Source organism: Legionella geestiana (genome assembly GCF_004571195.1).
GTDB lineage: Bacteria > Pseudomonadota > Gammaproteobacteria > Legionellales > Legionellaceae > Legionella_B > Legionella_B geestiana.
The window spans coordinates 713,645-740,028 of sequence record NZ_CP038271.1 but is presented as its reverse complement, the minus strand read 5'-3'; the positions used below and the strand labels follow the sequence as shown (position 1 = coordinate 740,028).

Below are 26,384 nucleotides of genomic sequence, written 5' to 3'. Positions count from 1 at the left end.
AGTATAGCATAACTGCTCATAATCCATGCACCTGTAAAGCGCTTGATGATGAACTTGAAGTGGCTGCCACAGACCGCCCTGAGGCAGGCCAAAATGCTGCAAGTGTCGCAAAAAGCCCCCGACTTACTGTCGGGCTTTTCGGTGGGGCTGTGGGCGCCCGCAGTACAGGCAACGGCTGCAGCCTGATGCTGTCAGCCGCTTTCTGATGGAGTTCACCGAGTGGAGGCTCGATTAAAAGGCGCACGGCGGCGGGTGCATCACCATTGCGAAACAAAATGCCGGCGAGGCGGATACGGTTGGTCTGTACGATTTCCGACTCGAGAAGTGCCTCGCGGTTGACGGAAGTATGGTTGATACGGCTTTCAAAGGTTGTACGCTGAAATTGCTCGCGTGCATGAGTACCCGCGAACTCAAAGGCTTCAATTTCCTCGGCAAGCGATGGAGTGCTCTCAACAGGATTTGCGGGGTGTGTGGGCACTGGCTCGGGAAGCGGGATGAGCCTGTCAAAGGGTGTCACATACATGCGGGGAGGCGCAAAAAGGTCGTGCCACCAGCGTTTAAAAAAGCGTCGCAGCCCTACAAGAAAGCCCTGCATTTCCGACAGTTCACGTTCAAACCGCGCCTCAGCGCGTGCCTGCTCAAGACGCGGCTGGTCGTGGTTGTTTTGATATTTCTCAAAGGTCAAGGCGCGTTCGCAAACGCGTTCCAGCAGCTGATAGTGGCCATGCTCTCCAAGCCCATGGAGCGTGATTTCTATTTGACTGCTCAGCATGCAGTCAATGACCGCATCGTCAAGTAACGCAGGATGCTTAAGCAGCTCCTCTCGCAGGCTCTCGCCGGTGTTGGGAGACAGGCGGTCCTCCTGCAGGAGCCTCGCCGTCTGGTGCAGCGCGTGCGTTGCGCGCTCCCTGTCCGGGTACGCTTGCAGCTCGTTGAAATAGTGTGCGAGAAGGGGGGCTGTTGCGTTCGGCATGTCAGGCGCATGAATCAGAAAATAATCGATGACTTGCAGAGTTTCCCCGGCATTTTGGCGCTCAATAACAATCGGGTGCTGTTTCGTATTATTGTCCTCCGGTTGGGAATGCGTTTTGCCAAAAGGCAAAAAGCGGCGCAGGAGATTAAAGCCCGAGGGAGCGCTGCTGGAAGTCTCTGCCCCGGATGGGGAGAGAGAGGGCATGGGATTGATGAGGCGTTCAAGCGGTGCGCGGCCCCCTTCGAGAAGATACTCCATGTTTCCAAGCATCGCGAAATGCGCGAGGTTGGCGTTGAACACATTCTCTAGAGAGACCCTGACTTGAGCAAAGGCCTTATCGCCATGAAGGCGCATCAGCTGGCAGAGCGTATGTGGCTGCAGGGGGTTAACACTCAGTTTTTCGAGGGCGCGCGTAATAAAATATTGAAGCGCGTTACCTGGACGATGGGCATACACGTTCAATGCCAGCAGGAGAGCGCCTTCATCGCAGACGTGCACCAGTGTGTTGACAGCATTTTGCGTCAGTTTTTCTGGTGCCAGCAGGCTTTCACGCAGGACGCGCTGGCGGACTGTGCTAAAGCCAAAGCCCTCCAGATTTTCGAGGACAATCGTGGCATATCGGTCGAGCAGGATGGGAAGAATGTTTTGACTGTCAGGCTGTATCACACACTGCTGCAGCCAGTAGCCAATGGCATTCTTAAGGTGGTCGCCCATCCTCTCAAGAAGTGCCGTCACCATTTCTTCGGTCAGCCCGTGAAAGAGATGCGGGCAGGTAAAGAGGGCAATGGCAGCCTCGGGCGAAAGGGTTTTAAGTGACGCGAGCGTCAGCGTGTGTGGCAACACGCGTTGCGCAAGTGGCGTCAGCGGGTTCATCACTGGTGAGGAAGCCGCGAAAAAACCGCTGAAAAGCTGCATGGGCGGCAGCAGCTGGAGATAATCTTCGCGCTGAAGAAGGTGCAGAGCCAGCAGGCTCAAAAGCCGGGGCTCATTGCATTCCGTAAGCCGCTCTGAGAGCGTTTGTGGTGAAAAACGACTGTTGCTGAGTGCTTTAAGGAAGGCACGCTGCGTGTCATCGGTTTCAAGCAGAGCATGCATAAGGCGCGGCTGCAGCAGTGCTTTGGCAAAAAGCGTTTCACGGTTGGGATTTTGGGGGGCGAACTGTTCATAGAGCCACTCAACGCTGCAGGAGTGCGTTATCAGCTCAAGAATATGTTCATCCGCTTCTGTTTTCCTTAAAATTTGTTCATAGAGCCAGGACTGCTTCTCGCGGGTGAAGTTGGGGTTTCCCTGCAGGTGTGTCAACGCCCTCGAAAGACCGTTAACAGCCAGTACTTCATCGAGAAGACGAGACAGTTCTGACATCGCGCCAAGGTGGCTGATGTCGGCGGTCATCACCCAGCGCACCAGACCATCACAGAGTTTTTCCTGTGGGTTATCGGCAAAAAGTTGCGCAAATCGCAGCCAGCGATACCAAATGTCCGGCTCATGAATCGGAGACGCGTCCGAGTAGGTATCCATGACATTCAGGTAACTGAGCTTTCTTGTCGCCGCATCGTCTTTAATCCAGGCAATAGCACGCGCACTGGCGGTGATAACCGGGAGGTTTTCATCCGTTGGCGTCTGCATGCAGCCTTCCTGAAACAGCTCAAACAGACTGACATCCGTGACAAACTGATGGCGAAGCTGAAGCAGTTCTTTGGGGGATGCATTGAGCCAGGCATCGAAAGGCGGTGGCGGGCAGGCGTAAAGCTGCAGCCGCCGCAGCGGCATCCACGCATCAAGGTCCGTGTCGGGTGTGTTTTTTAATGCGTTGGTCACGAGCGGGAGAATGGCGTTTTTAAAACCGAGATCGATGAGGGCTTGCAGCATGGATTCGCACGCATTCATGTGCATCACGCACAATCGCAGCAGACGCGTACGTGCGCCGGATGTGAAAGTCGAAAAAAGTGCCTGTGCGTTTTCCGGGGTACGCAGGAGATGCTTAAGCAGCGTGAAACAGTGTTCACGTGTCGAGCGGTCCTGCTCAGCAGCATCGAGATAGCTGCCAAGGCACTGAGCTAGCGCATATGGTGACAGGCTTTCAAGGCAGGCCGGATTTGCGGCAATGACTGCGAGGCGTTTTTTATCGGATGGCTGATTGCGGGCAATGAGCCCCTGCAGAAGGAGGTGCGTGCTGCGCGCTCGCCATGCCTGCACACGGGGAGCCAGCAGGCGTGCGTCTGCTTCCAGCCAGTCGGTGATAAAGACCTGGAGGCTGTCCCTGGGGAGCAGTGTCTCGACGCTTGCCCCACAACGCGCAAACGCCTCGAGTACCGGCAGGGCGAGGAGTGCCAGGGCCGCAGTGATTCGCTGCAGGTCGGCACTCGGGCGGCTTGCAAATAACCGGCACCATTCTTCAGTATTTTCAGGCAGTGCCTGAAAGAGCGTTTCTGCATCGTTAAGAAATCCCGCCATTTTATGTGCGACTCTGGCAAAGCGGATAATGCTTTCAAGGGGAATTTCCCGCACCACCGGGATAAGGGACTCCAGAGAGATGTCGTCCCAGAGTGGATGCGACAGACATTCGCCAAGGAGCCATGCGTGCAGTGTGTGTGCCTCCTTCCAGGCGGGGAGCGTTGGCAACGTGTGTATGAGGGCGAGAGCCCATGGCATCGGTGTCAATGCATGCGCACTCAGAAATTGTGCATGCCGCTCGGCGGCGCGGGGAAGGTTCTGTTTCAGCCAGCGGGAATTGGTATCCGCTGCAAAGAGACGGGCATCTGAGCAGTGTGTGGCAACGCTGTTTTCAATAATCGCATGAAGAGAGGGTTGGCTTGATGCACCTCGATTCCGGGCATGGATGAGCTGTGGCAGCGAGCGAGCCCAGCGAAGGCAGGCGGTGTAATCTTCCAGGTTATCTGAACTGTTGCTCATCGGTTCCAGCAGCATGCCCAGGCGATAGATGGCCGTCAGGGTCAGCCATTGGTAGAGCACCAGATTTTCAAGTTGAGCGCCTGAGTACTTCCCGAGAAATCCCGGATGCACGACCACGCCCTCCCAGGGGGCATTCAGAGCGTGATTGAGGCGGTCTGCAAACAGACTGCCCTCTACCCACACGTTTCCCGGAGCCTCCTTAAGCGCTTGATGCATAAACTGGCGCAGGCAGGGGTTGGCGTCGATGGCGTGCTGGAGCGCATATTTATCTGTCTCGCGAGTGGTGTAGTGGCAAAGCGCTTCGAGGGCTTCTGCACCGGGTTTCAGCGTGTTAAGCCACGAGCCGACTGGCAGCCCTCGCGCATGCAGATTATCAAAAAGCCGGTTGACTACGTCCGGGCGCATGCTGAAAGCCGTATTATCGAGCACGCGGGCAAGCTGCGCAGATGTTTGCAGCGTATTAAAAAGCTCGGAAAACTGGAGATTATTCAGTTCGGAAAACGATTGCGGACAGGATAGGAGTGCTTCAGCGATGGCCTCTGGTGCGTTGTGCTCTGCGAAAATTCGGTACACTTCCTGTGGTGTTAAGGCTTCAGCCAGGATTTTTCGCACCGAGCAGGGCGTGTCCGCTATTGCCGGGCGTTGTAAGAGCGCGCCTGCAAGATTTGTCCGGTTAAGCCGTGAAAGCTGTTGAAAGCCTGCCAGAAAGCGCTCGCTTTGCAGCATGCAGGCGGGATTTTCAAGTGTGTACTGGAGAATGTTTTGCCAGATGGTGCTTTCCATGAGGCTCATATGCGGTGAGGTGGTCGGACAATCCTGCAGTAAGCGCACTATGGGATGGCTGATTCGTGCTTCAGGTGAGAGGGGTTCAAGCAGAAGAAGGAGCATTTGTGCGAGGTGTTCATCTTCCGCAAGACGCTCCACCCATTGCGTGTCCTGTCGGGTAAGTGCCAGGAAAAATTCTACAAGGTGCTTTTCTATGGCAACAGCGGCATGGTTTTCACGGGGGGGCGTAACCGGCATCGCAGTGGTGGCAATATTATGACGTGGTTCATCTTGAATTGTACTGAATTTGTCATCCCCGCGCAGGCGGGGAGCCATTCCTGGGATTGCAGCTGTTCCAGTTTGAGCATGCATCCCAGCCTGCGCGGGGAAGAGAGTCATCTTTTGCGTGCGATACCGGTTATGCACTTCTCGGGGTGCAACATGGAGGCACTGGCTTAGGAATCGAAGATAGAGGTGTGCCAGCGTAATGTCGTCTGAGCGGATGGCGGTCAACCTGCAGCGGGAGACCATTTGCGCGATGTATTCGATGGTTGCTGGATGGATGTGCGCGGCAGTGGAATAAGTCAGAACACTGCCAACAAATGCACGCAGGGCCTCGGGTTTTCGTGTCAGCTGCAGGCGGGTAATGGACGCAGTCTGCAGCGTAAGCTGTTCTTCCTGCCCGAGCTCCACAAACACCGCGGGCAGAATGGGATTGTCACGGAGAGCGCTGAATACCTGTTCAGATAAAAAGGCGTCATCCGGTAACTGTCGCAGCAGATTAACAGCCAGTGCGGCATTCAGTCTCCGGGCTTCATGCAGTTTTGTCAGCCAGCCATGAAGGGACTGGCGCAGCCTGTCGCGCGGGCTGTGGGCGATAAGCCACGTCAGCGCATGCTCGCCAAGTTGCGCTACCAGAAGCTCGTGATTGTCAAAAGCCGTCAGGAAATCGACAACTCTCGCGTCAAGCGGGAGGCTGTTGGTGAGAGCGGCCTTTTGCATCAGGGTGTTGAGCAGCACCAGCTGGTAGTGCATATCGCGGGTTGCTGCGAAGGCCTGCAGGGTTGTCCAGTTTTTTTCAAGCCCCTCACCAATGGATGCCTGAAGCAGTGCCGCCACGGAGGGCGCGGTATAATCTGCAAGCAGCGCCGGATTTTTTATTTCAGCAATAAACTGCGCGGCAGAACGGGGGTTGGAGCCTGCATATTCCTCATTGGCGAGCTGGCGCAGCAGCGGGTCAAAAACCCCCTGAGCCGTGAGTCCGGAGGTCAGGAGGGTTTTGCAGGCCTCATCATCAAGCGCGCCCTCAGGGTTGAGCATGCGCGCGCTGATTTTCAGAATGCGTCCAAGCTGCTCCTGCAGGGGGACGCTCTTAGTGCCCACACTGTGTAGCAGGTTTGCCCAGAAGGTTTGCAGGTCTTTTGGCGCATGTCGACAGGCGCTCAGCCAACAAAGCGCCAGTGCAGCGGCATTTTCTTCCGTGTCAGGCAGGGCTTCGAGGACTTCAAAAACGGAAACCGGATGAAAATAAAGCGGCATCAGGCCGCGCACGCAGCCAATGACGTCAAGGCAGGGTTTAAGCTCAAGCACACGGCGTGCGAGAAGCCCTGCCTGTGGGCGCGTTCTCCATTCATGAATGGGGGCATTGGGATTGCGCACTTCGTTATTCAACCTGTGGCTAAACAGCAGTGCCAGTACTTCAAGCGCCGGCAACCATGCGGGCAGTGTTTCAGCACTCGCGCATACCTGCATCAGGACATCCAGAAACACTGTGTCATCAAGAGGCTCACACAGTCTCTCAAGTGTTTCGGCACGCGTGTCGGGGTGGCTCAGGAGAATGGCCTGCTGCTGTTCGGGGGTAAAATCCTTCATGTGCAGGGCAAAATCGGGGCGCCGCGCGCTCGCCGTGCGCTCGAGAAACGTATGAAGCGCGCAGAGCTCATTTGCCGCAAAAGACCGCAGCAGCTCACCGCGTTCAGCCGGTTTCAAGGCTGATAAAAGCGTTTCACAGTGCGCGAGCCAGAGTTCGGGCGTTACTTGAGCGGCAGTGAGCGCCTTTAGCCACTGGCTTTTTGAAAGCGCTGTTGTGCAAATGCGTTGAAATCCGGCGTCCACGAGTGCATGCCGCCATTCATGCGGCAGTGTATGGAGGCTTTGCGCAAGTGCTTCGAAATGCACATCAGGCGCTTTCTCACCAGTCAGCCTGTTGCAGAGGATTTCAAGGAAATGACTGGCAAGGCTTCTCGCGACAGAGCTGCTGCTACTGCTGCTTGCAGCAGCGGGTGCCGAGGTCAGGATAGGCGTTGTTAAGAGGGGCGTGCAGAGGGTGACAAGTACCGGCAGGGGTATTTTTTGCAGGCACTCAATTTTAAGCGGCAGGAGTCCGCTGCTTCCCTGGGTTAACAGTAGACGGGTAAGGGAGGCTTCCTTGTCGTCACAGTGACGTACACACTCACTCAACAAGGCGGGAGAAACATGGCTGGCATGCAGCATCTCGCAAAGACGAACGGTGTAGAGGCGTTGATGTTCACGGTGAAAAGCATCGAAGCGCGCAAAAAGCGCATGGGCGCTGTCAGAGCCAATGGTTGAGAGGACGCGCGCCATGGTGTGGCTCAGCGCATCAATAAACGCACTGTCCTCCCAGTCGTAGAGGCGAGGCGTATCAAAAATCTGGTTGAGCAGTCGGCTGTCTACGGTTAAAACGCGAGGGTCTTTTTTGCCCTGCAGACGGCGGGTCATTATCCAGCTTGCAAGCGTCGGGCGGTTTTCCACAAGGCGGTTAAAACCGTCCACCGATTCGGCGGCCCGAATGGCAAGGCTGTTGATGAGCAGGTTGATGCGCTCGGAAAAGGGGTTGGAGGCCGGTGCCGTTTCAGCTTCAGCCATGCGTGAAGTGCGTGTATGTAAATAAAAAACAGCATCTGCCAGATTTTTATTCGTCACAAGGCTTGTCAGTGTTATGAGCTTTTCAGCAGGTGTGCCTGATGAAATCAGTGCGGCATTGGCCAGTCGCGTGCGGCATTCACGCGGGATTTGCGGGTTTTCGGCACAGGCGATGGCGCCCTGAAGCCATTCATCGGCTTCTGTCTGCTGGAGGAAGCGCGTCTCAAGCTGCTGAATAAGTTCATGCAAAAGCGGATTTGGGAGTGTTTGCAGCGCACGCGCTGCATGTGCGGCAGAGGGAGGCTGCCAGCTCAAAAGGTCTGCCAGCACTCCGGCACGCGCGTCCTCGTCTACGGGCAGTGCCGCAAAGGCTTGTGCGAGCGCGGTAGTATCCTTGCCGTTCAGTGCGCTTTTCAGGGGGTCATCCATCAATGTCTCCTTAACACCACATGCAGCGAAGCGCGCCATACGCGCTTCAACAGCATATCGCATATGAAATAATATTCAACGTGGATTTTGAAAAGGCAGTTAATCTCGCCTTAAGAAATGATTGTCACAATGCCCGCAAGTCAGCAGGAGAATGAATACATGGCGACACTGGTGGAAGTAATCGATATATGGCGACGTTTTATCGAGCGGCAGAATCAAGAAGCAGTGGTCCATCGAACGGAGTCAACGCTTGATGGCGAGCAGATGCTGCTTGAGCACATGCGCATTCGTTGGCAGGATGATGAATTACAGGTGCAATTTCCAGAAGACGGAGAGGGGGCCGCATTTGAGACGGTAACTGAAGACTCCCTGGCATCGCATCATCAGGCGCTTCAGCACCTGCTTCCGGCGCTAAAAAAACATCTGGAGCCGCCGAGTTTTCCCGCACGCGTTTCCCGATGGCTGGGACTTCATGCGCTCTGGAAGGCCTTCAAGGCTCCTGCCGTGGCAGTGCCGCCCAGGGTTATTGTGCCCAGGCCCCAGCCTTTCACCTGGAAAGATATCGCTCTGGCACCTTTTTCTTTTGTAAATGAAACCCTGAAACAGGCCGTTCGCAAGCTGCTTTTTGATAATTTTATCAGCCGATTTATTGTCGGCAACCTCGTGGCCTTTATCGCCAACCGCGGTAACCCGCACTACCACACGCCTGCGAGAACCTTAAGCCGCACACTGGGCAGCCTGATTTATCCGGGCGGCACCCAAAAACCCGTGATTGATGCAGCAGGCCACATACACCTTGGCGCTGTGCTCAGCATGCACTACCACCGAGCCTCAACGTTTAACGAAAATGCCGGAGGTTATAGTCTTGAGCGGTTTCAGGTGCAGTCAAGGCCCGGTGTGGTCCTTGATGCGATTACAACGGCAAACTACAGTGGCACTCCCAAAGACACCCCGCTGCACCTCGTTTTTTTTACCGGTAATACCGGCTGTTATGAGGTGAATCATGAGAACATGGTCGTTGGGCAACTGCAGCAGTTTCAAGAGGCGAACATTCCGGTGCGTGCGATTGAGTTTAACTACCCGGGCGTTCTTAAAAGCACGGGACAGGTGCGCCGCGCGCAGGATTTATTTGATGCGGGTATCAGCATGGTACAAATCCTTTTGGACAGGGGGGTACCTGCAAACCGCATTGGGCTCCATGGAGTATCGCTTGGCGGAAGCATTGCGAGTCATGTGGCGAGCCACTTTGAGTCGCGAGGTTTACCGCTTGCCGGTACCTATGCCTCTAAAACTTTCTCATCCACCACCAATGTTGCCATTTCCTATCTGCAGCGTATACCGTATGTCGGCGGGCTTCTTGGCATGCTGGTGCGTCCGCTGGTGGCCTTCGCGCTTTGGTCGACCGGCTGGCAGATGGATACGGCGGCACATTTTACCAGTCTGACGCATGCCGAATACTCGGTGGTGCGTTCGCCAAAATTTGCGCGCGACAGCAACAATCCCCCCATTGATGATCCGGTACTTGCACACTACTCGTCCCTTCACGAGTCCTGGCGCCTGCGCTTCAGGCGGTTTTTACATAAACATGGCTGGCGGGGGTATGATGAAACAACCTATAAAACGCTGAATCACCAGCGAAAAATGCAGGTTTATCGAATGGAAGGGGACAGTGACATGCCTGTTCCGGCCCCCGATGTCTGCGGGCACAGCCGTGAACACTTTGACGGAATTGTCCTGCAGCATCGCGTGCCGCCGGTCACGATGCCGGAAGCACCTGAAGGGGAAGCGCCTCTTTGCAGGCCACTTCGATCGGGTGAACGCATTCACCAGTTTTTCAAGGAATGCATCGAGCGTGAAAGCCCGGCCGCCACAGACCGGGACATCATTCCTATTTCCTCGGTGTAGCCGTTATTCCACGGTTACTTCTGGCAGCCCATAGCCCATGTTGCGTGGCTTTTTCGCAACAATGACCGCAAGTTTCATGGCGGCATCCAGAAATGGAGCCGCAAGCGGGTCGGACAGGGTTGCCGCTACCGGCTGACCGCTGTCTGACTGTGCGCGAATGCGTGCATCAAGCGGCAGTTGACCAAGTTCTGGGATGTGGTGGGCGCTCGCAATGCGTGCACCACCGCCCTCGCCAAAGATGGCTTCAATGTGGTTGCAGTTCGTGCAAAGGTGAGAGGCCATGTTTTCCACCACACCAAGCACGCTTACACCGGTTTTTTCAAAAAGACGAATGGCCTTTTCCGCATCCAGCGTCGCCACATTCTGCGGTGTCGTTACCACCACCGCACCGGTGAGCGGGATTTTTTGCGCAAGGCTTAAGGCGATATCGCCAGTGCCTGGAGGCAGGTCAATCAGCAGGTAATCGAGCTCGTCCCAGCGGCTTAAATCGAGGAGCTGCAGGAGCGACTTGGCAAGCATTGGGCCGCGCCAGAGCAGCGCTTCAGCGGGTTGCGTCATGTAGCCTATGGACATGGCCTGCACGCCATGGGCTGAAACGGGTACGTACCCGCCAATCGGTGAGGCTTCAGGCAGTGTGTCGCTGCCGAGCATCATCGGAATGCTCGGGCCATAAATGTCGGCATCGAGTACGCCGACGCGCGCACCGGCGCCTGCAAGCGCACAGGCAATATTCAGGGTGACGGTTGATTTTCCAACGCCGCCCTTTCCTGACCCGATGGCAATCACATTCTTTACTCCGCGAAGGCCCTTGCCCGGGAATTGGGTGGCATGGGCGCGAATCCGCGTCTCAAGCTCAAGCGAGAGGGCGACATCGGGCAGCGCGCGTGCAAAGGCTTCACGAAGGCGTGGCAGGAGCGTCTCCTCGAGAGGTTTCGCCGGGAAGCCTGCAGAGAGTTTCAGGATAACCTGCCCGCCTTCTTCAGAAAGACGTGCCTGCATGCCGCTGTCAGAGACGGTCAGGCCAAAGCGCGGGCAGACAGTGGTGTTAAGAATATCAATAATGCGGGCTTCAATGTTCATCGGCGATACCTTCATGGGGCCATTCAACCCAGTGGTTGTCGGCAAGATAATAGATTCCACAGCGAATGGGAACTCTGGTGTGCGGTGCACAGAGTCTCGCATAACCGTTTAACTGGTTTTTATGCGTCAAGAGGTCAGAATCGTCCCGTTTTCCGGTTTTATAGTCAATAATCCAGCGCAGGCCGTCGGCGATAAAGGAGCGGTCAATCATGCGGGTGGCAAGCCGCTTGCCTTCGGGGAGCAGCAGGGCCCACTCGGTATGCGCGTCCTGATGCGCTTTTATAATCCAGCGCCCGCGTGGGTCGGCAAAAAAAGCCGCAAGCAACGCATACAGTTCCGACTCCAGCGTTTTAATGGCTTCTCTTTCGAGTCCTGACGCGCGCAGGCGATTGTGCGCGAGATGAAAAGGGAGTTCGTCAACCGTTTGGGGATGATGATTGCCGGCCCACTGTAACAGTTCGTGGGCGATGGTGCCGAGCAGGCGATGAGGAGTCCATGCGTTAATCACGACCGGGGGAAGGCCAGTAGCCGGGATGTGTTCGCTACAGGCGGCAAAAACCGTATCAGGCAGGCGATTCAGCACGGGTTTGCGCGTGTCGGCAGTATTGTGTTCCATGGCTTCAAAGGGCGCGAAAACAACGCCTGGCAGCATGTTTTTAAACGAACTGCTGTTGGTGGATTCTTCAGCAAAGAGGTACAGGCGTTTTTTGGCGCGTGTGGCGGCCACATAGAGGAGCCGCTGTTGTTCGTAGTGTTCCTTTTCAGCGTCCAGCATGCCGAGGTAATTAAAGATTGCGCATTCTTTTTCAATAGATGCCTTGATGGGCGAGAGAAGAAACAACGGCGTTTCATCCGGTGTGGGCAGGCAAAGCCAGCGCAGCAGTGGTTTATCGCCCGGTTTTTTTGGTGCGCCAAGGCCCGGGAGCAGTACGCTGTCGAATTCAAGCCCCTTGGACTTGTGAATGGTCATGACCGTGAGGCGTGCTGGAACGGACTGCTTTGAGTAAAGGCTTTTCAGGGCATTTTTAAAGAGCGTCCCATCAGAGAGCAGGCCGTCCTGTTCATGCGCACGCAGCAGCTCAAGAAACTGCGCGATATCGGCGTTTTCCGTGGCCGTGTGAACGGGGGCGATGGCCAGTGCCTTCAGGGTATCTGCCACCAGATTGACAAGGCGCATGCGCCCGCGTTTGGCAAGCTGGGCTGTGAGAATGCGTCCAAACGTTTTTGCCCGCAGCCTGCCGCTGTCACTGAGGTGCGCAATATCGTCAATCTGGGCGAGAACCTGCGGAACAGGGAGGTGGTGTTGGTGATGCGCTATGGCATGCACATCCTCAAGCGTCAGTCCACACCATGGCGTACGCAGCAGGGCGACCCATGGCAGGCGGTTCGCAGGCTCCATGAGTGCCAGGGTGAGTGAGTATGTATCGCGCACGTGTGGAAGGTTCGCAAGTCCGTCAATATCAACGCCCTGAAAAGGAATATTGCGTGTTCGCAGCCGATGGAGGATATCTTTAAGGTGTCCTCTGGAGCGCGCGAGGATGGCGATGGAGTCTTCTGGATATTCCTTAAGGAGCTTAAGTGCCTTCGCGATAACCGCCTCGGCTTCGACTTCCTTGTTTTCACAGGCATATGCCTCTGGCGCAGAGGCGGCAATGTCCTCGCGCACCGGCGTGGAAGGGGAGTAGCTTATGGCACCTGCCTGCATGTCTTCCTGCGTTGGGAAGAGGGTTGCAAAATGCGCATTGACCCACTCAACCACCGGCACGCCCGAGCGAAAATTGCAGCTCAGGGTCAGCGGTTTAAGGCGTATATCGCCTATGCCCTGGTCTCGAGCCTTCAGAAAAAGCCCCACTTCCGCCTCACGAAAACGGTAGATGGACTGCATGGGGTCGCCCACGAGAAAGAGGGTGCGGCCATCGTCAGGCTCCCAGCCGGCAACGAGTTTTTCAAGGAGCGCGAACTGACTCAGAGATGTGTCCTGAAATTCATCGACCATGAGGTGACGAATGGCACGGTCGAGGTGCAGCGCCAGTTGAAGCGGAGCGAGTGCGTCACCAAGCGCGTTTTGTGCGTATTGGGCAATCCCGCTGAAGTCGGTGACGTTTTCAGTGGCAAATTCGACCATGAGACAGCCTGCGAGGACGGGCAGCAGCGTGATGAGCGCCTGAAGTGTGTCCCACTGCGTGTCGCTGTAGACCATGGGCGGCATTTTCTGTACGCGCACAAAAGCCTCTTTTGCACCCGGAACTGCGGCCAGCGCCTCAAGCAGCCTGCCGCTTTCTGTTTTTAGTCGCTGGTAATCCTTCGCGGGTACGCAATCTTTTTGAAAGCCGACATGCTGGTCAAGGTGTTTGCGAAAGGCACCTTTGCCTGTCAGCAACGCGTTTGCCAGCACGGAGGCGCGCTCGGGCGGCAAATCGTCAAAGGCGAACCAGTTCCTGAGGCACGCGCGCCCCGGACACCGGCTGATGTCAGAGGCATTGAACACTTCGCGCACCAGCTCGCACAATGGCTCGCGCAAATCAGATGGAATCACGTTTCGCAGGCGCTCTTTTTCATGTTCACAAATGATGGCAAGCGCATTCTCAAAAACAGCCTTGTCCTGGTGTCTGGCATGCATCACCGCCGCGAGCCAGGGTTCGCGATTTTTAAGGAGTTCTACGAAAAAAACGAGTAGCTGTTCGCGGTTATTATCAAGGTGTTTCAGCAGAGTGCGACAGGCTGGCTGGAGTGCGGGAGTGGTTTCTGCGAATCGCACGCATTCGCGCGCCGCGGTAAGATAATGACGCTCAGGCGCGTCAGTAACATCGCCCGGTGGGGGAGCATCATCCTGACAGGGAAAGGCGCGGCTTAAAAGGTTAGAAAAACCGTCAATGGTAAAAATGCGCAGACGCCCGGGCTGTTCACATAAGCGCCAGCCTCGTGCGGTACCGTTGGCCAGTGCCGCTTTGGCCATTTCCCGGGTTTCGCGCGCATGCGCGCTTTCAGGTTCTCTCTCCTGTTGTGCATCGGTCAGCGCGTGCAGAATGCGCTCGCGCATTTCACTCGCGGCTTTGCGCGTGAAAGTAAGCGCTACAATGTGTTCGGGGTCTTCGACGCGGGCGAGCAGGCGGAGAAACCGGCGGGTCAAGAGCTCGGTTTTGCCGGAGCCTGCTGGCGCCTGGACGATAAAAGAGGCGTTCGGGTCACACGCCTCCACACGTGCGTCATGGTCGGCAATCATGGTTTCAGTCCAGAATACATTCCTGCGCGGGCGGGCGCAGGTTATAGTGCGAACCCATGCAATGACCATATGCACCGGCGTTTGCAATCAGTACCACATCGCCTTCTCTGGACGGGGGAAACGGCCGGTTTTGCCCGAATGTGTCGCCGGTTTCGCAGATGGGGCCCACGACATGCACAAGTTCGGTGCAGGGGGTATCAAGGCGCGTAAGATTGACCATCTCATGCCATGCCCCATAAAGCGCCGGGCGAATCAGCGAATTCATGCCGGTTTCAATCCCGACAAAGCGGGTGCCGGACTTTTGTTTGCACTGGGTGACGTGCGCGAGCAGCACACCGCTTTCGGCAACATAAAAGCGTCCCGGCTCAAGCCAGACAGCAACGTCTGGCGCCTCTGCGCGTGCTGCCAGCAGCCCCGCATTCAGCGCCTCAAGATCAAGCGCGTTCTGGTGCGCCCGCTCAGCAACACCCAGCCCGCCGCCTACATTAAGGATGTGCACATCTGGAAAATCTTTTGCGAGTTGCGCGAGTAAAAGGAGGTTTTGCTGCCAGAGCTGCGGGGTATGCACACCACTGCCTGCGTGGATGTGCAGGCCTTTTACCGTGAAACCGAATTGCACAGATAGCGCACGCACATCAGTAAGGCTTTCCTGTCCGATGCCAAATTTTGAGGCGCTGCCGCCCGTACAGACATGGCGGTGATGACCGGCGCCACTTCCCGGGTCAATCCGTAGAATAACCTGCTTTCCTCGAAAATCTTCGCCCCACTCCTTGAAAATCGACAGATTATCGACTGTAACGTGGCAGCCATAGGTCATCGCCTCACGATATTCTTCCCGGGGAGCGAAATTGGGAGTAAAAAGCACGTCTTGCGGAGGGATATCTGGAAATTCTGCAAACACATGTTTAAGCTCTGGCAGCGAGACGCATTCAAAGGCCACACCTTCCGCACGAAGAGTGGCGAGAATCGCCGGGTGCGGATTAGCCTTGATGGCATAAAAACGCTTGTTGATGGCATTGAGGCGGGCGAGCTTTCGCGCCTGTTCACGCACCGTTGGAAGATGATAGACAAAGCAGGGGGCCGAGGTCTTTGCAAGGTTCAGGAGTTTTTCCCGTGATTCTTGCCACCAGGAAAGCGGCGGCTCTGTGACATTGCCAAATTCTTCATGCCAGCTTTTAGAACAGTAAACGGCGGCGTGATTATTTTCTATCAGCAGCGCGTGCAGCTTGCGGCACAGGTTGTCAGCACCGGTTGTGTTCACAACAAAGCTTAAGTTAAGTCCGTTTGAAGCCATCGACATCAGGTAAACATGCTCTTCAGCCAGCGCTTCAAGGGCCGGGCCGAGCTGTGGCAGTACGGTCTGCATGGGATGCCCGACAAGGCTTACCGCACTGCAGCCGTCAATCCGCTTTACACGCCCGTGGGTGCCGAGCTCCTGAACCAGGGCATCGAGCGCCTTGCTGTCTCTAAGCTGGGCATTGCTGTCAAGCGAGACAGTCACGTTAAACTCGGACGATGACAATAAATCAACCGAAAAACCATGCGTACGAAAGACTGCGAATACTTCCGCAAGAAACCCGACCTGCTGCCACATGTGCAGCGTATCAATCGAGATAAGTATCACGTTGTTGCGCACCTGAATGGATTTTACCGCAGGCAGTGAGGCATCGCGTTTTTCGGAAATCAGCGTGCCGGGATGCTCTGGTCGGCGCGTGAATTTTACGGTCATGGGGATATTAGCCCGGCGCACCGGCGGCAGGCAGTTGGGGTGCAGCACGCGCGCGCCCATGGTCGCAATTTCCTGGGCTTCGTCATAATGAAGGTGTCTCAGGAGGCGCGCATGTGGTAAAAGATGCGGGTTCGCCGTGTAAATGCCGGGAACGTCTGTCCATATTTCACAGGCTTTAGCCCCCAGAATAGCAGCAAGGAGAGCGGCAGAGGTGTCAGAGCCACCGCGCCCGAGCAGTACGGTATCGCCGCCTGGGTCACGCGCGAAAAATCCCTGGGTAATGATGGCAGCGGGGGCGAGCTGATTGAGCGATTCGGCCAGTTTGGAGTCAGGCGTGCTGTCACAGCGCGCGGCCAGCCAGTTTAAGGGATCGTTGCCTGGCATTGGAGTCGATTCCAGCAGATCCCGGGCATCCTTCCAGTGACAGGTAATGCCCTCTCGCTCCAGAAAGGCGTGCCCAAGGCGGGTCAGCATCAGCTCGCCAAGACTCAAAACGCGGGCGCGCGTTCTAGGGGGCGCTTCCTTCAGGAGAGCAATGCCTGTAAGGAGCTTTTCAAGCGCTTCGAGCTCATGGTCCACAAGCGTTTCAGGCACGTCCAGTGCGCGGGCAAGATGGTGATGGCTTTGTACGATATCTTCAAAAAGTGTTTCATGCTCATTGGTCAGCGCGAGTGTAATGGCTTTTTCCAGTTTGTTAGAAATCTGGGTAAGGGCTGAGCAGACAATCAGCGGCTGGTCGCCGCGCGCAAGGTGTGCTCTGGTGATGATGGCAATGTTCTGCCAGGTTTCGCGGGAGGAGACACTGGTTCCCCCAAATTTGGTGACAATGAGAGGCATGCTGATAAACTCGTGCAAAAAAAACGCACGTTACCATGGACTTCATGCTTGAAACAAGTGGGAGTGACAAGCCTTACTGCTCATAATTCCTGCAGCATGCTTTTTATGTGTTTATTCTATGATAAATAGGTAAAAATTTTAGTGACAGGCGATTGAAATTCGTTCCAATTACTTTATCATCCCTTAATCTGTCGAATTAACGAATTGAATGAAATAAGGAGTGTTGAGTGAAAAAGATGCGCAATCCTGTAAGGACTCTGGCGAGTACAGCGGTACTGGCCGTTCTCGCAAACAGCGCGGCTCATGCAGGCGCGTTTTCTCTGTATACCGAAGGCAGTGCCGTTGCTGTGGGTAACTACGCTGCAGGCGCGGCCGCTGAAGCCGTTGATGCCAGCACCGGCTGGTACAACCCTGCCGGTCTCGTCTTTTTGAAAAAAGAACAGGCAGTGGCTTCAGGCGTTGGCGTGTTTCCCACATCCAAACTGACTGGTACCACTCAGTTCAGTACATTCATTTCTCCGTTTCTTCCACCACTGACCTACACAGAAACTTTTCGTGGTCTTAACGGTGCTAAAAGCGCGTTTGTTCCAGCGTTCCACTATGCGCGCCCTCTGGGTGAAAACGCGGCAGTGGGCTTGAGCATCGTTTCTCCCTTTGGCCTCGCAACCAAATGGGAAGATGACTCCCCGGTTCGTTACGCAGCTACTTTCAGTGAACTGATTACCACGACCATCGCACCAGAAGTTGCTGGAAAGCTGACAGAAAATCTGTCACTCGGTGCCGGTATCGACCTCCAGTATGCGCGTGTTAAATTCAACCGTGTTATCGGTTCGCCCGCGTTAATGCAGTTCTTTGGTCTGCCAGCCAACACCCTCGATTCTCTGAGCTACAACAAAGGCGATTCTTTCGGTGTGGGCATGCACGCAGGTATCATGGGATTTTTCAATGACAGCCATACCCGTATTGGTCTGAACTATCAGTCACGCATTCAGCAGCAGTTTCACGGTTACAGCCGTTTGACCGGACGCCTTGCTGATGCTGACTTTAACATCCTGAACCCGCTGGCAGCCAGTCCGTCTGCTGTGTTCCGTTCAGATGACCTGCAGAGTAACAACATCGAGTTTCCAGATGTTATTACCCTGAGTGGATATCACGATGTGAACGATAAAGTAGCGGTGCTCGGTTCCGTGGTTTATACCGCTTGGAATGTCTTCAGAACCATCGAGCTCGACAATGTTGCGGCCTTTAACTCCAACGGTGTTCCGCCCGCACGTGCGCTCGTTAACTCTGTCTCTACACAGGATTACCGTAACGCATGGCGTGCTGCAATCGGTGCGAACTACCGTATGAATGAGAAGGCTCTGTTACGGGTTGGTGGTGGATACGATCAGACCCCAACGGTCAATGCTTTCCGCGATGTACGTCTGCCAGACTCCGATCGCTGGGCGCTGTCAATTGGTGGTCATTATCAGGCGCGTCCTGATGTTGGGATTGATGCCGGTTATACCCACCTCTTTTCTGTAGGCAATGCACGCATCAACCGTACTGAGGAAATTGGCACAACTTCCTTCTACACCGTTGATTCCGACATCAACGCGCGAGCTGATCTCGTTGCCCTTCAGGTGGTCTGGACTATCGATCAGCTGCCTGCTCCAACAGGTACCAAATAAGCATTTACTAAAATGCTTCAAAAATGGCCTCTTTAATGAGGCCATTTTTATTTCAAGAGAGTTCTAACCGATATTCTCAATGGAACGGGTACACGCCCTGAGTGAGCTAAAACTTATAAAGTGTTTTTTTAAGAAGTTGTTGTACGCAGGAAGATGGCTGCATCACGTGCAAAATAGGTGATAATTAAGTCAGCGCCCGCACGACGCAGGCTATAAAGGCTTTCCATCATGACTTCTGTTTCAGCAAGCATGCCTCTGTCTGCAGCAGCCTTAATCATGGCAAACTCACCGCTGACCTGGTAGGCACATAAAGGAATTTCAGGATAGTGCTGCTTAATACGGCAAATCACGTCCATGTAGAGCATGGCGGGTTTTACCATCAGCAAGTCGGCGCCTTCTTCAACATCAAGTGCCGCTTCACGCAGGGCTTCCATGGCATTGGCCGGATTCATCTGTATGGTTTTGCGGTCTCCAAACTGAGGCGCGCCTTCTGCCGCTTCGCGAAAGGGGCCATAGAGGCTCGAGCAGTATTTCACGCTGTAGCTTAATATAGCGACCTCTGTGTGGCCTGCTGCATCCAGCGCGCTGCGAATGGCGCCTACCATGCCATCGGTCATACTGCTTGGCGCCACCCAGTCGGCACCGGCATCTGCATGACTGACCGCCTGGCGCGCGAGTGCGCTTAATGTTGCGTCATTATCAAGATGCTCACCTTTTAACATACCACAGTGGCCGTGGTCAGTGTATTCACAAAAACAGACATCGGTAATAATCAGCATGTCCGGGTGGCTCTCACGAATGCGACGAATCGCCTGTTGAATAACACCGTCTTCACGCAGGGAACCAGAACCTTCAGCATCTTTTTCTGCCGGTATGCCAAAGAGCAGCACCGCGCCAATACCGACTTCAGCCAGTGCTTCGACCGCATGTGATACCTCATTGAGACAGAGCTGCATGTGACCTGGCATGCTGGCAATCGGGCGGCTCTTTTTGAGTGTTTCGTGAATAAAAAGAGGCGCTATCAGATGGTGAACGCCAAGGCTTGTTTCCTGAACCATATGGCGAACAGTCGCGCTGCGGCGTAAACGGCGTGGGCGATGAACAAGGTGCGAAGAAGTCATAAGAGCGGGTATCCTGCTGATAATCCAGTTTTGGCATTCTAGCGAAAAAGTCAAATCGCTGCCATAGCAAACGTTTTTCAGCCACCTGTCACTCGGGGATTAGAGTCTTATTAGTGATGATCTGTGGAAGGGAGGGGGGGGTATATTTATTTTAGGCAGAGTGCCAATAAAGCAAACTATGTACTAATGGATTGAGCATGGGTATAATTGTTGTTTCTTTAAACCAAATCTCTCAGCAAATAAAAAAGTAAACAAAATGAATGAACGACATAAACGCAATCTGCTTCTGCTGGCGGTTGGATTATGCATGGTTGAATATGCTGTTAATAATCCAAAAGATGCTAATGTAAACTTGGTTTTCTTCCTGTTGTTTGCCTTAGCCAGGTTTGCTTGCATGGAGATGGATAACATGGAAGACAATCGCCCCGCTTTTGGCCCGGGAATGTAGGGCGTATCCTCACCTCACCTCACCTCATAATATGAGGCATGCCCTAATGGCTTTCAGATGCTTTCATCGATATTGGTGATGGCTCAGGCGTTTTTCGTAGGGCACCTGAGTGTGTGTAAAGAATATCAAGCCCATTGGCGCTGTTACCGGAACTGATTTGCAGGCTTAGAAAGGCATTCAGCAGATAACGCAGTGTCAGAAGGTTGTTGCCAGGTTGTGAGAGCCCGCTGTTGTAGCTGAGATAGAGGCGCTTGCCGATGGATTTGCCGACAACGAGTGAGGTGCTCTCCGTAATGGCGCCAGTCTGGCGGTTGACGCGCGCAACGTCCTGCATGTTAACGTCAATGCCGGTTTTTTGCTGCAGCTCCTGTATCAGCTCCATGCTTTTTGCGCCCTTTCCCGTGTTCATGGCGGAGAGGGCCGTGAGCAGCAGGCGTGCCCCGGCCTTGTTCGCCTGACTGGCCGGTTTTCCAAGCAGCAGCATCGAGAGCATGTCCGCCTGTGTGAGTCCTGCGGGTGTTGAGTAAAGCTGGACTTTAGGCGTACTCAGCCTTCCCTGTACGTCAACACCAACGGCGCGCAGGTTTTCGGGGACTGATGATGCACCAGGGCGCGTATTCGTAAAATCAAAGAGCGTCGATTGAGACGAGAGGTGATTATCTCCGCCAAAGGCGCGCTCGGCACGCAGGCGCAGGAAGGGATTGTCAATGTCAGCACCGCTGAAATTCAGTGCGCCTTTCGTGAGCGTGAGGTTCTGGCCATAGGCTTTATAGCGCCCGTCAATGAGCGCCAGCTCGCCGTCAATGGTGAGTGGGGCGGGAGGGGTTTCACGGATTTTCAGGCTACCGGTAAGCCTTGCTTTCAATCCGTGCACGTCAATTTCTACCTTCTCACCCATGGTGGCGGTGACATCAAGACCTATTGGAGGAAGCGGGCTCGACTTTGGGGTTTCTTTTCCGACTAATACCACATCATCAGAGAGTGTGACGGTGTTTTGAAAACGCATCGGCGCAATTCGTGCCTCGGGGATACCGACCGTACCACGTACAAAAAAAGTATTCTGCTCATGCGTCAGTACGAGATTTGGAGAGAGGCTCACCGCGAATTCGGGGGTTTTGATGACCGGGAATTGCTCACCCTGCACATGCAGGCTGCCGCTCAAGGGGGAGAGTGCTCCATCGCCCTGCAGGTGAAGTACCCGCTCCCCGGACTCAAGGCTTGCCAGTACGGTCCAGGCACGGTTGTGTGTTTCGAGCTGAAGGTCAGGCAGCATGAAGGCAATCCCGGTTTCAGGGGGCGTGATGCGCACTTTCTCAAGATGCAGGCGTGCGCGTATATCTGGTGCTCCAACGGTTTCGCCGATGTTCATCTGCACATCAACCGCTCCCCCGGAAACCGGCAGGGTGAGAGCGGTTTTTTGCAGCACTTCACTAACCGTTGCCGCGGCATGCACCTTCACAAAGAGTGGTTGTTTATTGTCCGGGATGCCGAGGCGATACCCTTTAAGTTCCGCCTTCATCGTGACCGCATGGCTCGCATCCAGCATCAGGCAGGCGTCAGCAACAAGCCCGCTTTCAGTGATTTTGGCATGCAGCAGTGCGCCATCGGCACTGAGCACCGAGCCGGGTGTGGGAGCAAAGCGCATGTGCCCGACAGTGCCATTCAGGTTCAGCGAATCACGGCTTTCTACACTGGCATCAAGCGTGATATTCGCCTTTAACGGGCGCAATGAGGGGTGAAAAAGATGTGGTGCGGGGAGAGATGCGTGTACCTGCAGCGGCTTTTCGGGCTTTTTTTCCAGAAGAATGACATTTTCACCCAGACGAAAAATGGCGTCAATGGCATGCAGGTCAATTTGCAGCCGAAGCATGCCGGGGGCCGGAAAAAGTGGTGCGCCATTCAGGAAAATCCGCTTAAACCGCACTCCCTCTCGCAGGTTGCCCTCGAGATTTTCAGCGCGCACATCAATGCCTGCAAGGCGCGCGCCTGCAAAGAGCAGCGGTGGGCCTGCCTGCGTCAGAAGCACCAGATACAGCGTGCCGCCCGTGAGCAGGCAAACGAGCAGCAAAAGACTCAGCAAAGGGCGCAATATCAGACGCAAGAGGTTCACAAGTCAGGTCCCATATTAATGACAAGGCGCGGTTTTTTATCCATCAGCGGCTGCCACTGGCTGTTGAGCGGCTGAGCGAATCCAACCCGGATGGGGCCGACCGGTGAAATCCATAAAAGTCCCGCACCGGCATCCCGGTACAGGCTGAAAGGGGTAGGATTCCACACGTCACCAACATCCACAAACCCGGTCACAAACCAGTTTTTAAACGTTTCTTTCTGAATCTCAAAGCCGCCATAGGTCAGGCGTTTGCCAGGCCCCAGCGCATTGTAGCTGAGCGCACGCAGATTATCAGCTCCTCCAAGAAGGAGTGCGAGCGAGAACGGCACCTCATCGATGTTCGGCGTATGGTTGATTGCCTGCAGCGTATGCAGGTACAAGCGTGTGCGCAGCGGCTCAATCATGTATGCAAGGCGTAAATCGGCACTTCCCTGCGCGAAGCTCACGGCGGAGAGTGCGGCACGGTTTGCGGCAAGCCCGTTAAGTGCCAGACTAAACCCGCTCGGAGTGAAGAGCGGGTTGATGGCATTCGTCAGACGCAGACTGACTTCCGGGTAAGGCGTGAGCTTGTCGAGTGTCGGCGCATCAGTGTAGCGGTAGCGCTCAAACAGCATGTTGAGCGAGACGGTATGCTGCACGGTTGGGCTTCGCCACAGTCGCGCCGCAGTCGCGGTGAAGGCATTGCTGTAGCCGCTGTCGTAGTTAAGATTTGAAAGCGTACCCGTCAGATTGTACTGCGTACTTAATGGATTCTCACCGGGGATACCGTAGCGCCCCTGGAGGATGTTTTCACGAAAAGAGCCCTGCGCATTGGCATTGAAGGTATGCCCTGCACGGTTGAGAGGAATAACCTGAAGCCCCGCATTCGCGCGAATGCCTGTGTCAGTGCCGACTCCAAGTCCAAGCGCGTAGCGCATGGGGGCTGCGGGTTCGAGGTGCACCGCAACCGGAAGCGTGTTGCCATCCGCCTCAAGCGGGCGCACGCTCACGGTTTGGAAATAGCCGCTGGCGGCAAGGTTATCGTTAAAAGCGAGCAGGGTATCCGGTGACCACGGTGTGCCGGGTTTAAAGGGGATATAGCGGCGCAGCAGTTCGGGAGACAGATAGGTTGGGTCAAACTGTACCTGTCCAAAATACGATTGAGGGCCGGTATCCAGTGCGATGAGCGCATCTGCCGTGTTATTGTCCACATCGATGCGCAGGATGGATTGTGAAAAATGTGCCTTCAGAAAGCCTTCCTTATCAGCCGCATCAAGGAGTATCCGTTTCGCGTTTTCATAGGCAACGCTGCTTGCGGCATCCCCTTCTTTTAATGGCAATGTCCTTAGAGCGGCTAAAAGACGCGCATTATTCGCACCTTCACCCCGAAGGGAGCGCTTGACACTCGAAAGCCTGATAACGTTTCCAGGTGTTACCTGCACGCGCCAGGTATTGGCGCTGGTTTCGACTTTGATGCGTGCATGAAAATAGCCCCATGGTTCAAGCGCTTTTTCCGCTTCAAGGCGCAGGCTTTCGGCATCAGGAGGCGAGTCGGAGCGCATTACAGCAAAGGTTTCAAGGCGCAGGATAATGTTCTCGCGCGCCTCACCTGAAATGCCGCTGACCTTGATACGGATATCCGTACCCTTTGCAAGCGCAAACGCAGGCAGCGCCAGCAGCGTAAAGAGGAGCCCCGCAAGCATGTGCGGGTATCCAGTCCGTGGTGAGGGGGACTTCCTGTAAAAAGTGTCAGTCTGGTACATGCACCATCAGGCATTTACTCCGGCACTTACCATGGCCTTAAGTTGATAAAGCATATCCAGTGCTTCACGTGGACTCAGCGCATCCGGGTTCAGAGCCGCAAGCTGTGCCTCGAGGGCAGTGGTTGTTTTAGGGGCAGGCAGTGGCAGCGCAGGCAAAGGCGCGTCAGACAGTTCACTGAGCCGCTGGCGGGCAAGCGCCAGAACTGGTTCTGGAATGCCGGCAAGCTCTGCCACTTCAAGGCCACAGCTTTGACTGGCGGCTCCCTGAAGTACACGGTAGAGAAAGACGAGCCGACCGCTTTCAAGGCTTGCCTCAAGGTGCACATTGCGAATGGAGGGACGAGTCTCGGGGAGCGCGGTCAGTTCGAAATAATGGGTGGAAAAAAGGGTAAAGGCGCGCACGGAGTCGGCGAGCCACGCGCAGGTGGCAAAGGCGAGTGACATGCCATCATGCGTACTGGTGCCCCGCCCGATTTCATCAATCAATACAAGACTCTGGGCGGTGGCCTGTCTGAGAATATGCGCGGTTTCCGACATTTCCACCATAAAGGTTGACCGCCCGGAAGCAAGGTCATCACTGGCGCCGATGCGCGTAAAAATCCGGTCAACAGGCCCGATTGTGACCGACTCAGCCGGCACAAAACAGCCAATATGGCAAAGCAGCACAATAAGGGCGTTCTGGCGCATGTAAGTCGACTTACCGCCCATGTTGGGGCCTGTTATCAGCAGGATATTGCGCGCCGCATCAAGGTCGAGATCGTTAGGAATAAAACGCTCCGCAGCCAGGGCTTCAATGACCGGGTGACGTCCCGCGCGAATGCTGATGCAGTGGGTATCTGTGAGGGAAGGTTCGGTCCAGCTGAGCGTATCGGCGCGCTCTGCAAAGGTTTGCAGCACATCAAGGGTTGCCAGTGCGCGGGCAAGTGCTGAGAGCGCTTCCATGGATTCTGCGACTTTTTCGCAGAGGTGTTCATAGAGCCATTTTTCCCGGGCAAGCGCCAGCACCTGAGCGGAGAGCACTTTTTCCTCAAAGGCTTTCAACTCGGGCGTACTGTAGCGCTCGACATTTTTCAGGGTCTGGCGGCGCTGAAAGTGCGCGGGCGCGCTTTCAGCATGCGTGCGTGAGAGCTCGATGTAATAGCCATGCACCCGATTATAGCCAAACTTCAGTGTCGACAGTCCGCTGCGGGCCTTCTCCTCTGCCTCAAGGCGCAAAAGGCCATCGGTGGCGTTTTCACTTAATGCACGCAGCGCATCAAGTTCTTCGTCAAAGCCGCTTGCGATAACCCCGCCATCCCGAATGAGCATCGGCGGGTTTTCAACGATGGCGCTTTGCAGGAGTTCGCAGAGTTCGGGCTGCGGTTTGACAGACGCATGCAGACCCGTCAGCAGCGGTGCCTTGAGGCTTGCAAGACGTTGGTAAAGCTCCGGCAGTCGTGCCAGAGACTGGCCGAGCTGATACATGTCCCGCGGGCGCGCGGATTTGAGCGCGACGCGTGAGAGAATGCGCTCAAAGTCGCAAATCTGGCGCAATTGTGCATGCAGATTTTCAAACTGGCGCGACTTCTGAAGCTCCCTCACAGCCTCAAAGCGTTCGCGAAGTGCATCGTGACTGCGAAGCGGGTGCGAGAGCCAGCGTTTCAAAAGACGCCCGCCCATGGCGCAGGCCGTTTTATCAAGCACGCCAAGCAGGCTGTTTTCCCGCCCGCCACAAGTGTTTTCAAAAAGTTCAAGATGACGTTGTGTCGCAGCATCGAGCTGAAGAAAATCATCTTCTTCTTCAAACGTAACCCGGGACAGATGCGTCAGTGCCTGGCGCTGGGTCATCTGCAGGTAACTCAAAAGGCAACCCGCAGCGGCAATGGCATCCTTAAAGGCATCAAGGCGTGTGGCATCAGGGAGGTGTGCGCCAAATTGCTCCTGCATGCGTTCACGCGCACGCAGTGCGTCAAACTCGGCAAAGGGGCGAAACTGTTGTGCGCAGTTTGCAGGGATAATCCCTTCCGCGAGAGGGGCGGCAAGCAGCACTTCTGCCGGTTGCAGCCGGCTGATAATGGCTTTCAGGCTCTCGATATCCGCCGCTTTAAGGAGGTGAAAACGCCCGCTGGAGAGGTCAGCATACGCAAGCCCAAAGCGGTTTCGAATGGGGTGAATCGCCAGTACGAGGGTGTCGGTGCGCGCATCGAGGAGCGCCTCATCGGTCAGCGTTCCAGGCGTCAGGATGCGCGTTACCCGCCGCTCAAGCGGGCCTTTGGTGGTAGCCGGGTCGCCGAACTGCTCGCAGATAGCGACCGATTCACGCATTTTTAAAAGACGCGCGAGATAATTCTCAGCTGCATGCGCGGGAACGCCCGCCATGGGAATGGGTTGAGAGGCAGACTGCCCGCGCCAGGTGAGCGTTAAATCGAGCAGTTGTGCCGCACGCCTTGCATCGTCAAAAAAAAGTTCGTAGAAATCCCCCATGCGATAGAAAAGCAGCATGTCAGGATGTTCTGCCTTGATGCGCAGGTACTGCTGCATCATGGGAGTGTGGGTCGCATCCATGGGGACTCAAGC

At 55.3% G+C, this 26,384-nt stretch carries 11 protein-coding genes; 3 read left to right on the top strand and 8 right to left on the bottom strand.

Going from position 1 to position 26,384, the window contains the following annotated elements; translation table 11 throughout:
- Positions 1 to 16: 16 nt before the first annotated feature.
- The gene (locus E4T54_RS03165; protein WP_028386919.1) at positions 17 to 7,963 is read right to left on the bottom strand and encodes a hypothetical protein; all 7,947 of its coding nucleotides are present in this window, start codon (positions 7,961 to 7,963) and stop codon (positions 17 to 19) included.
- A 129-nt stretch (positions 7,964 to 8,092) separates the two neighbouring features.
- Here E4T54_RS03165 and E4T54_RS03160 point away from each other — a divergent pair, with 129 nt between their 5' ends.
- On the top strand, positions 8,093 to 9,868 hold the full coding sequence (locus tag E4T54_RS03160) for an alpha/beta hydrolase family protein (protein ID WP_028386920.1): 1,776 nt from the start codon (positions 8,093 to 8,095) through the stop codon (positions 9,866 to 9,868).
- 3 nt (positions 9,869 to 9,871) lie between these two features.
- On the opposite strand, the gene E4T54_RS03155 is transcribed toward E4T54_RS03160, so the two are convergent.
- The 3 genes from E4T54_RS03155 to E4T54_RS03145 are packed head-to-tail and all read right to left on the bottom strand — an operon-like array spanning position 9,872 to position 16,737.
- Positions 9,872 to 10,948, bottom strand: coding sequence for an Mrp/NBP35 family ATP-binding protein (locus E4T54_RS03155; protein ID WP_028386921.1), 1,077 nt, complete (start codon positions 10,946 to 10,948; stop codon positions 9,872 to 9,874).
- Entirely contained in the window at positions 10,938 to 14,171 is a 3,234-nt protein-coding gene (locus E4T54_RS03150; RefSeq protein WP_028386922.1) for a UvrD-helicase domain-containing protein, read from the bottom strand. Before E4T54_RS03150 ends, E4T54_RS03155 begins: the two co-directional genes overlap by 11 nt.
- Before the next feature lie 4 nt (positions 14,172 to 14,175).
- A complete protein-coding gene (locus E4T54_RS03145; RefSeq protein ID WP_028386923.1) occupies positions 14,176 to 16,737 on the bottom strand; it encodes a bifunctional aspartate kinase/diaminopimelate decarboxylase in 2,562 nt (853 codons plus the stop codon).
- Positions 16,738 to 16,964: 227 nt separating this feature from the next.
- Between E4T54_RS03145 and E4T54_RS03140 the strand changes: the two genes are divergently transcribed.
- On the top strand, positions 16,965 to 18,407 hold the full coding sequence (locus tag E4T54_RS03140) for an OmpP1/FadL family transporter (protein ID WP_028386924.1): 1,443 nt from the start codon (positions 16,965 to 16,967) through the stop codon (positions 18,405 to 18,407).
- Between the two features lie 128 nt (positions 18,408 to 18,535).
- Here E4T54_RS03140 and hemB read toward each other — a convergent pair whose 3' ends face one another.
- On the bottom strand, positions 18,536 to 19,528 hold the full coding sequence (hemB, locus tag E4T54_RS03135; protein ID WP_028386925.1) for a porphobilinogen synthase: 993 nt from the start codon (positions 19,526 to 19,528) through the stop codon (positions 18,536 to 18,538).
- Positions 19,529 to 19,784: 256 nt separating this feature from the next.
- On the opposite strand from hemB, the gene E4T54_RS03130 reads away from it, so the two are divergent.
- Positions 19,785 to 19,976, top strand: coding sequence for a hypothetical protein (locus E4T54_RS03130; RefSeq protein ID WP_028386926.1), 192 nt, complete (start codon positions 19,785 to 19,787; stop codon positions 19,974 to 19,976).
- Between the two features lie 43 nt (positions 19,977 to 20,019).
- Here E4T54_RS03130 and E4T54_RS03125 read toward each other — a convergent pair whose 3' ends face one another.
- The 3 genes from E4T54_RS03125 to mutS all read right to left on the bottom strand — a co-directional run bounded on the left by E4T54_RS03125 (position 20,020) and on the right by mutS (position 26,372).
- Positions 20,020 to 22,086 carry a translocation/assembly module TamB domain-containing protein gene (locus tag E4T54_RS03125; RefSeq protein ID WP_051550983.1) on the bottom strand — a complete coding sequence of 689 codons (2,067 nt, stop codon included), beginning with the start codon at positions 22,084 to 22,086 and terminating at the stop codon, positions 20,020 to 20,022.
- The gene (locus E4T54_RS03120) at positions 22,083 to 23,768 is read right to left on the bottom strand and encodes an autotransporter assembly complex protein TamA (protein WP_028386927.1); all 1,686 of its coding nucleotides are present in this window, start codon (positions 23,766 to 23,768) and stop codon (positions 22,083 to 22,085) included. Before E4T54_RS03120 ends, E4T54_RS03125 begins: the two co-directional genes overlap by 4 nt.
- Positions 23,769 to 23,834: 66 nt before the next feature.
- Positions 23,835 to 26,372: a DNA mismatch repair protein MutS gene (gene mutS / locus E4T54_RS03115; protein ID WP_028386928.1), complete on the bottom strand. Its 2,538-nt coding sequence runs from the start codon at positions 26,370 to 26,372 to the stop codon at positions 23,835 to 23,837.
- Positions 26,373 to 26,384: the final 12 nt, after the last annotated feature.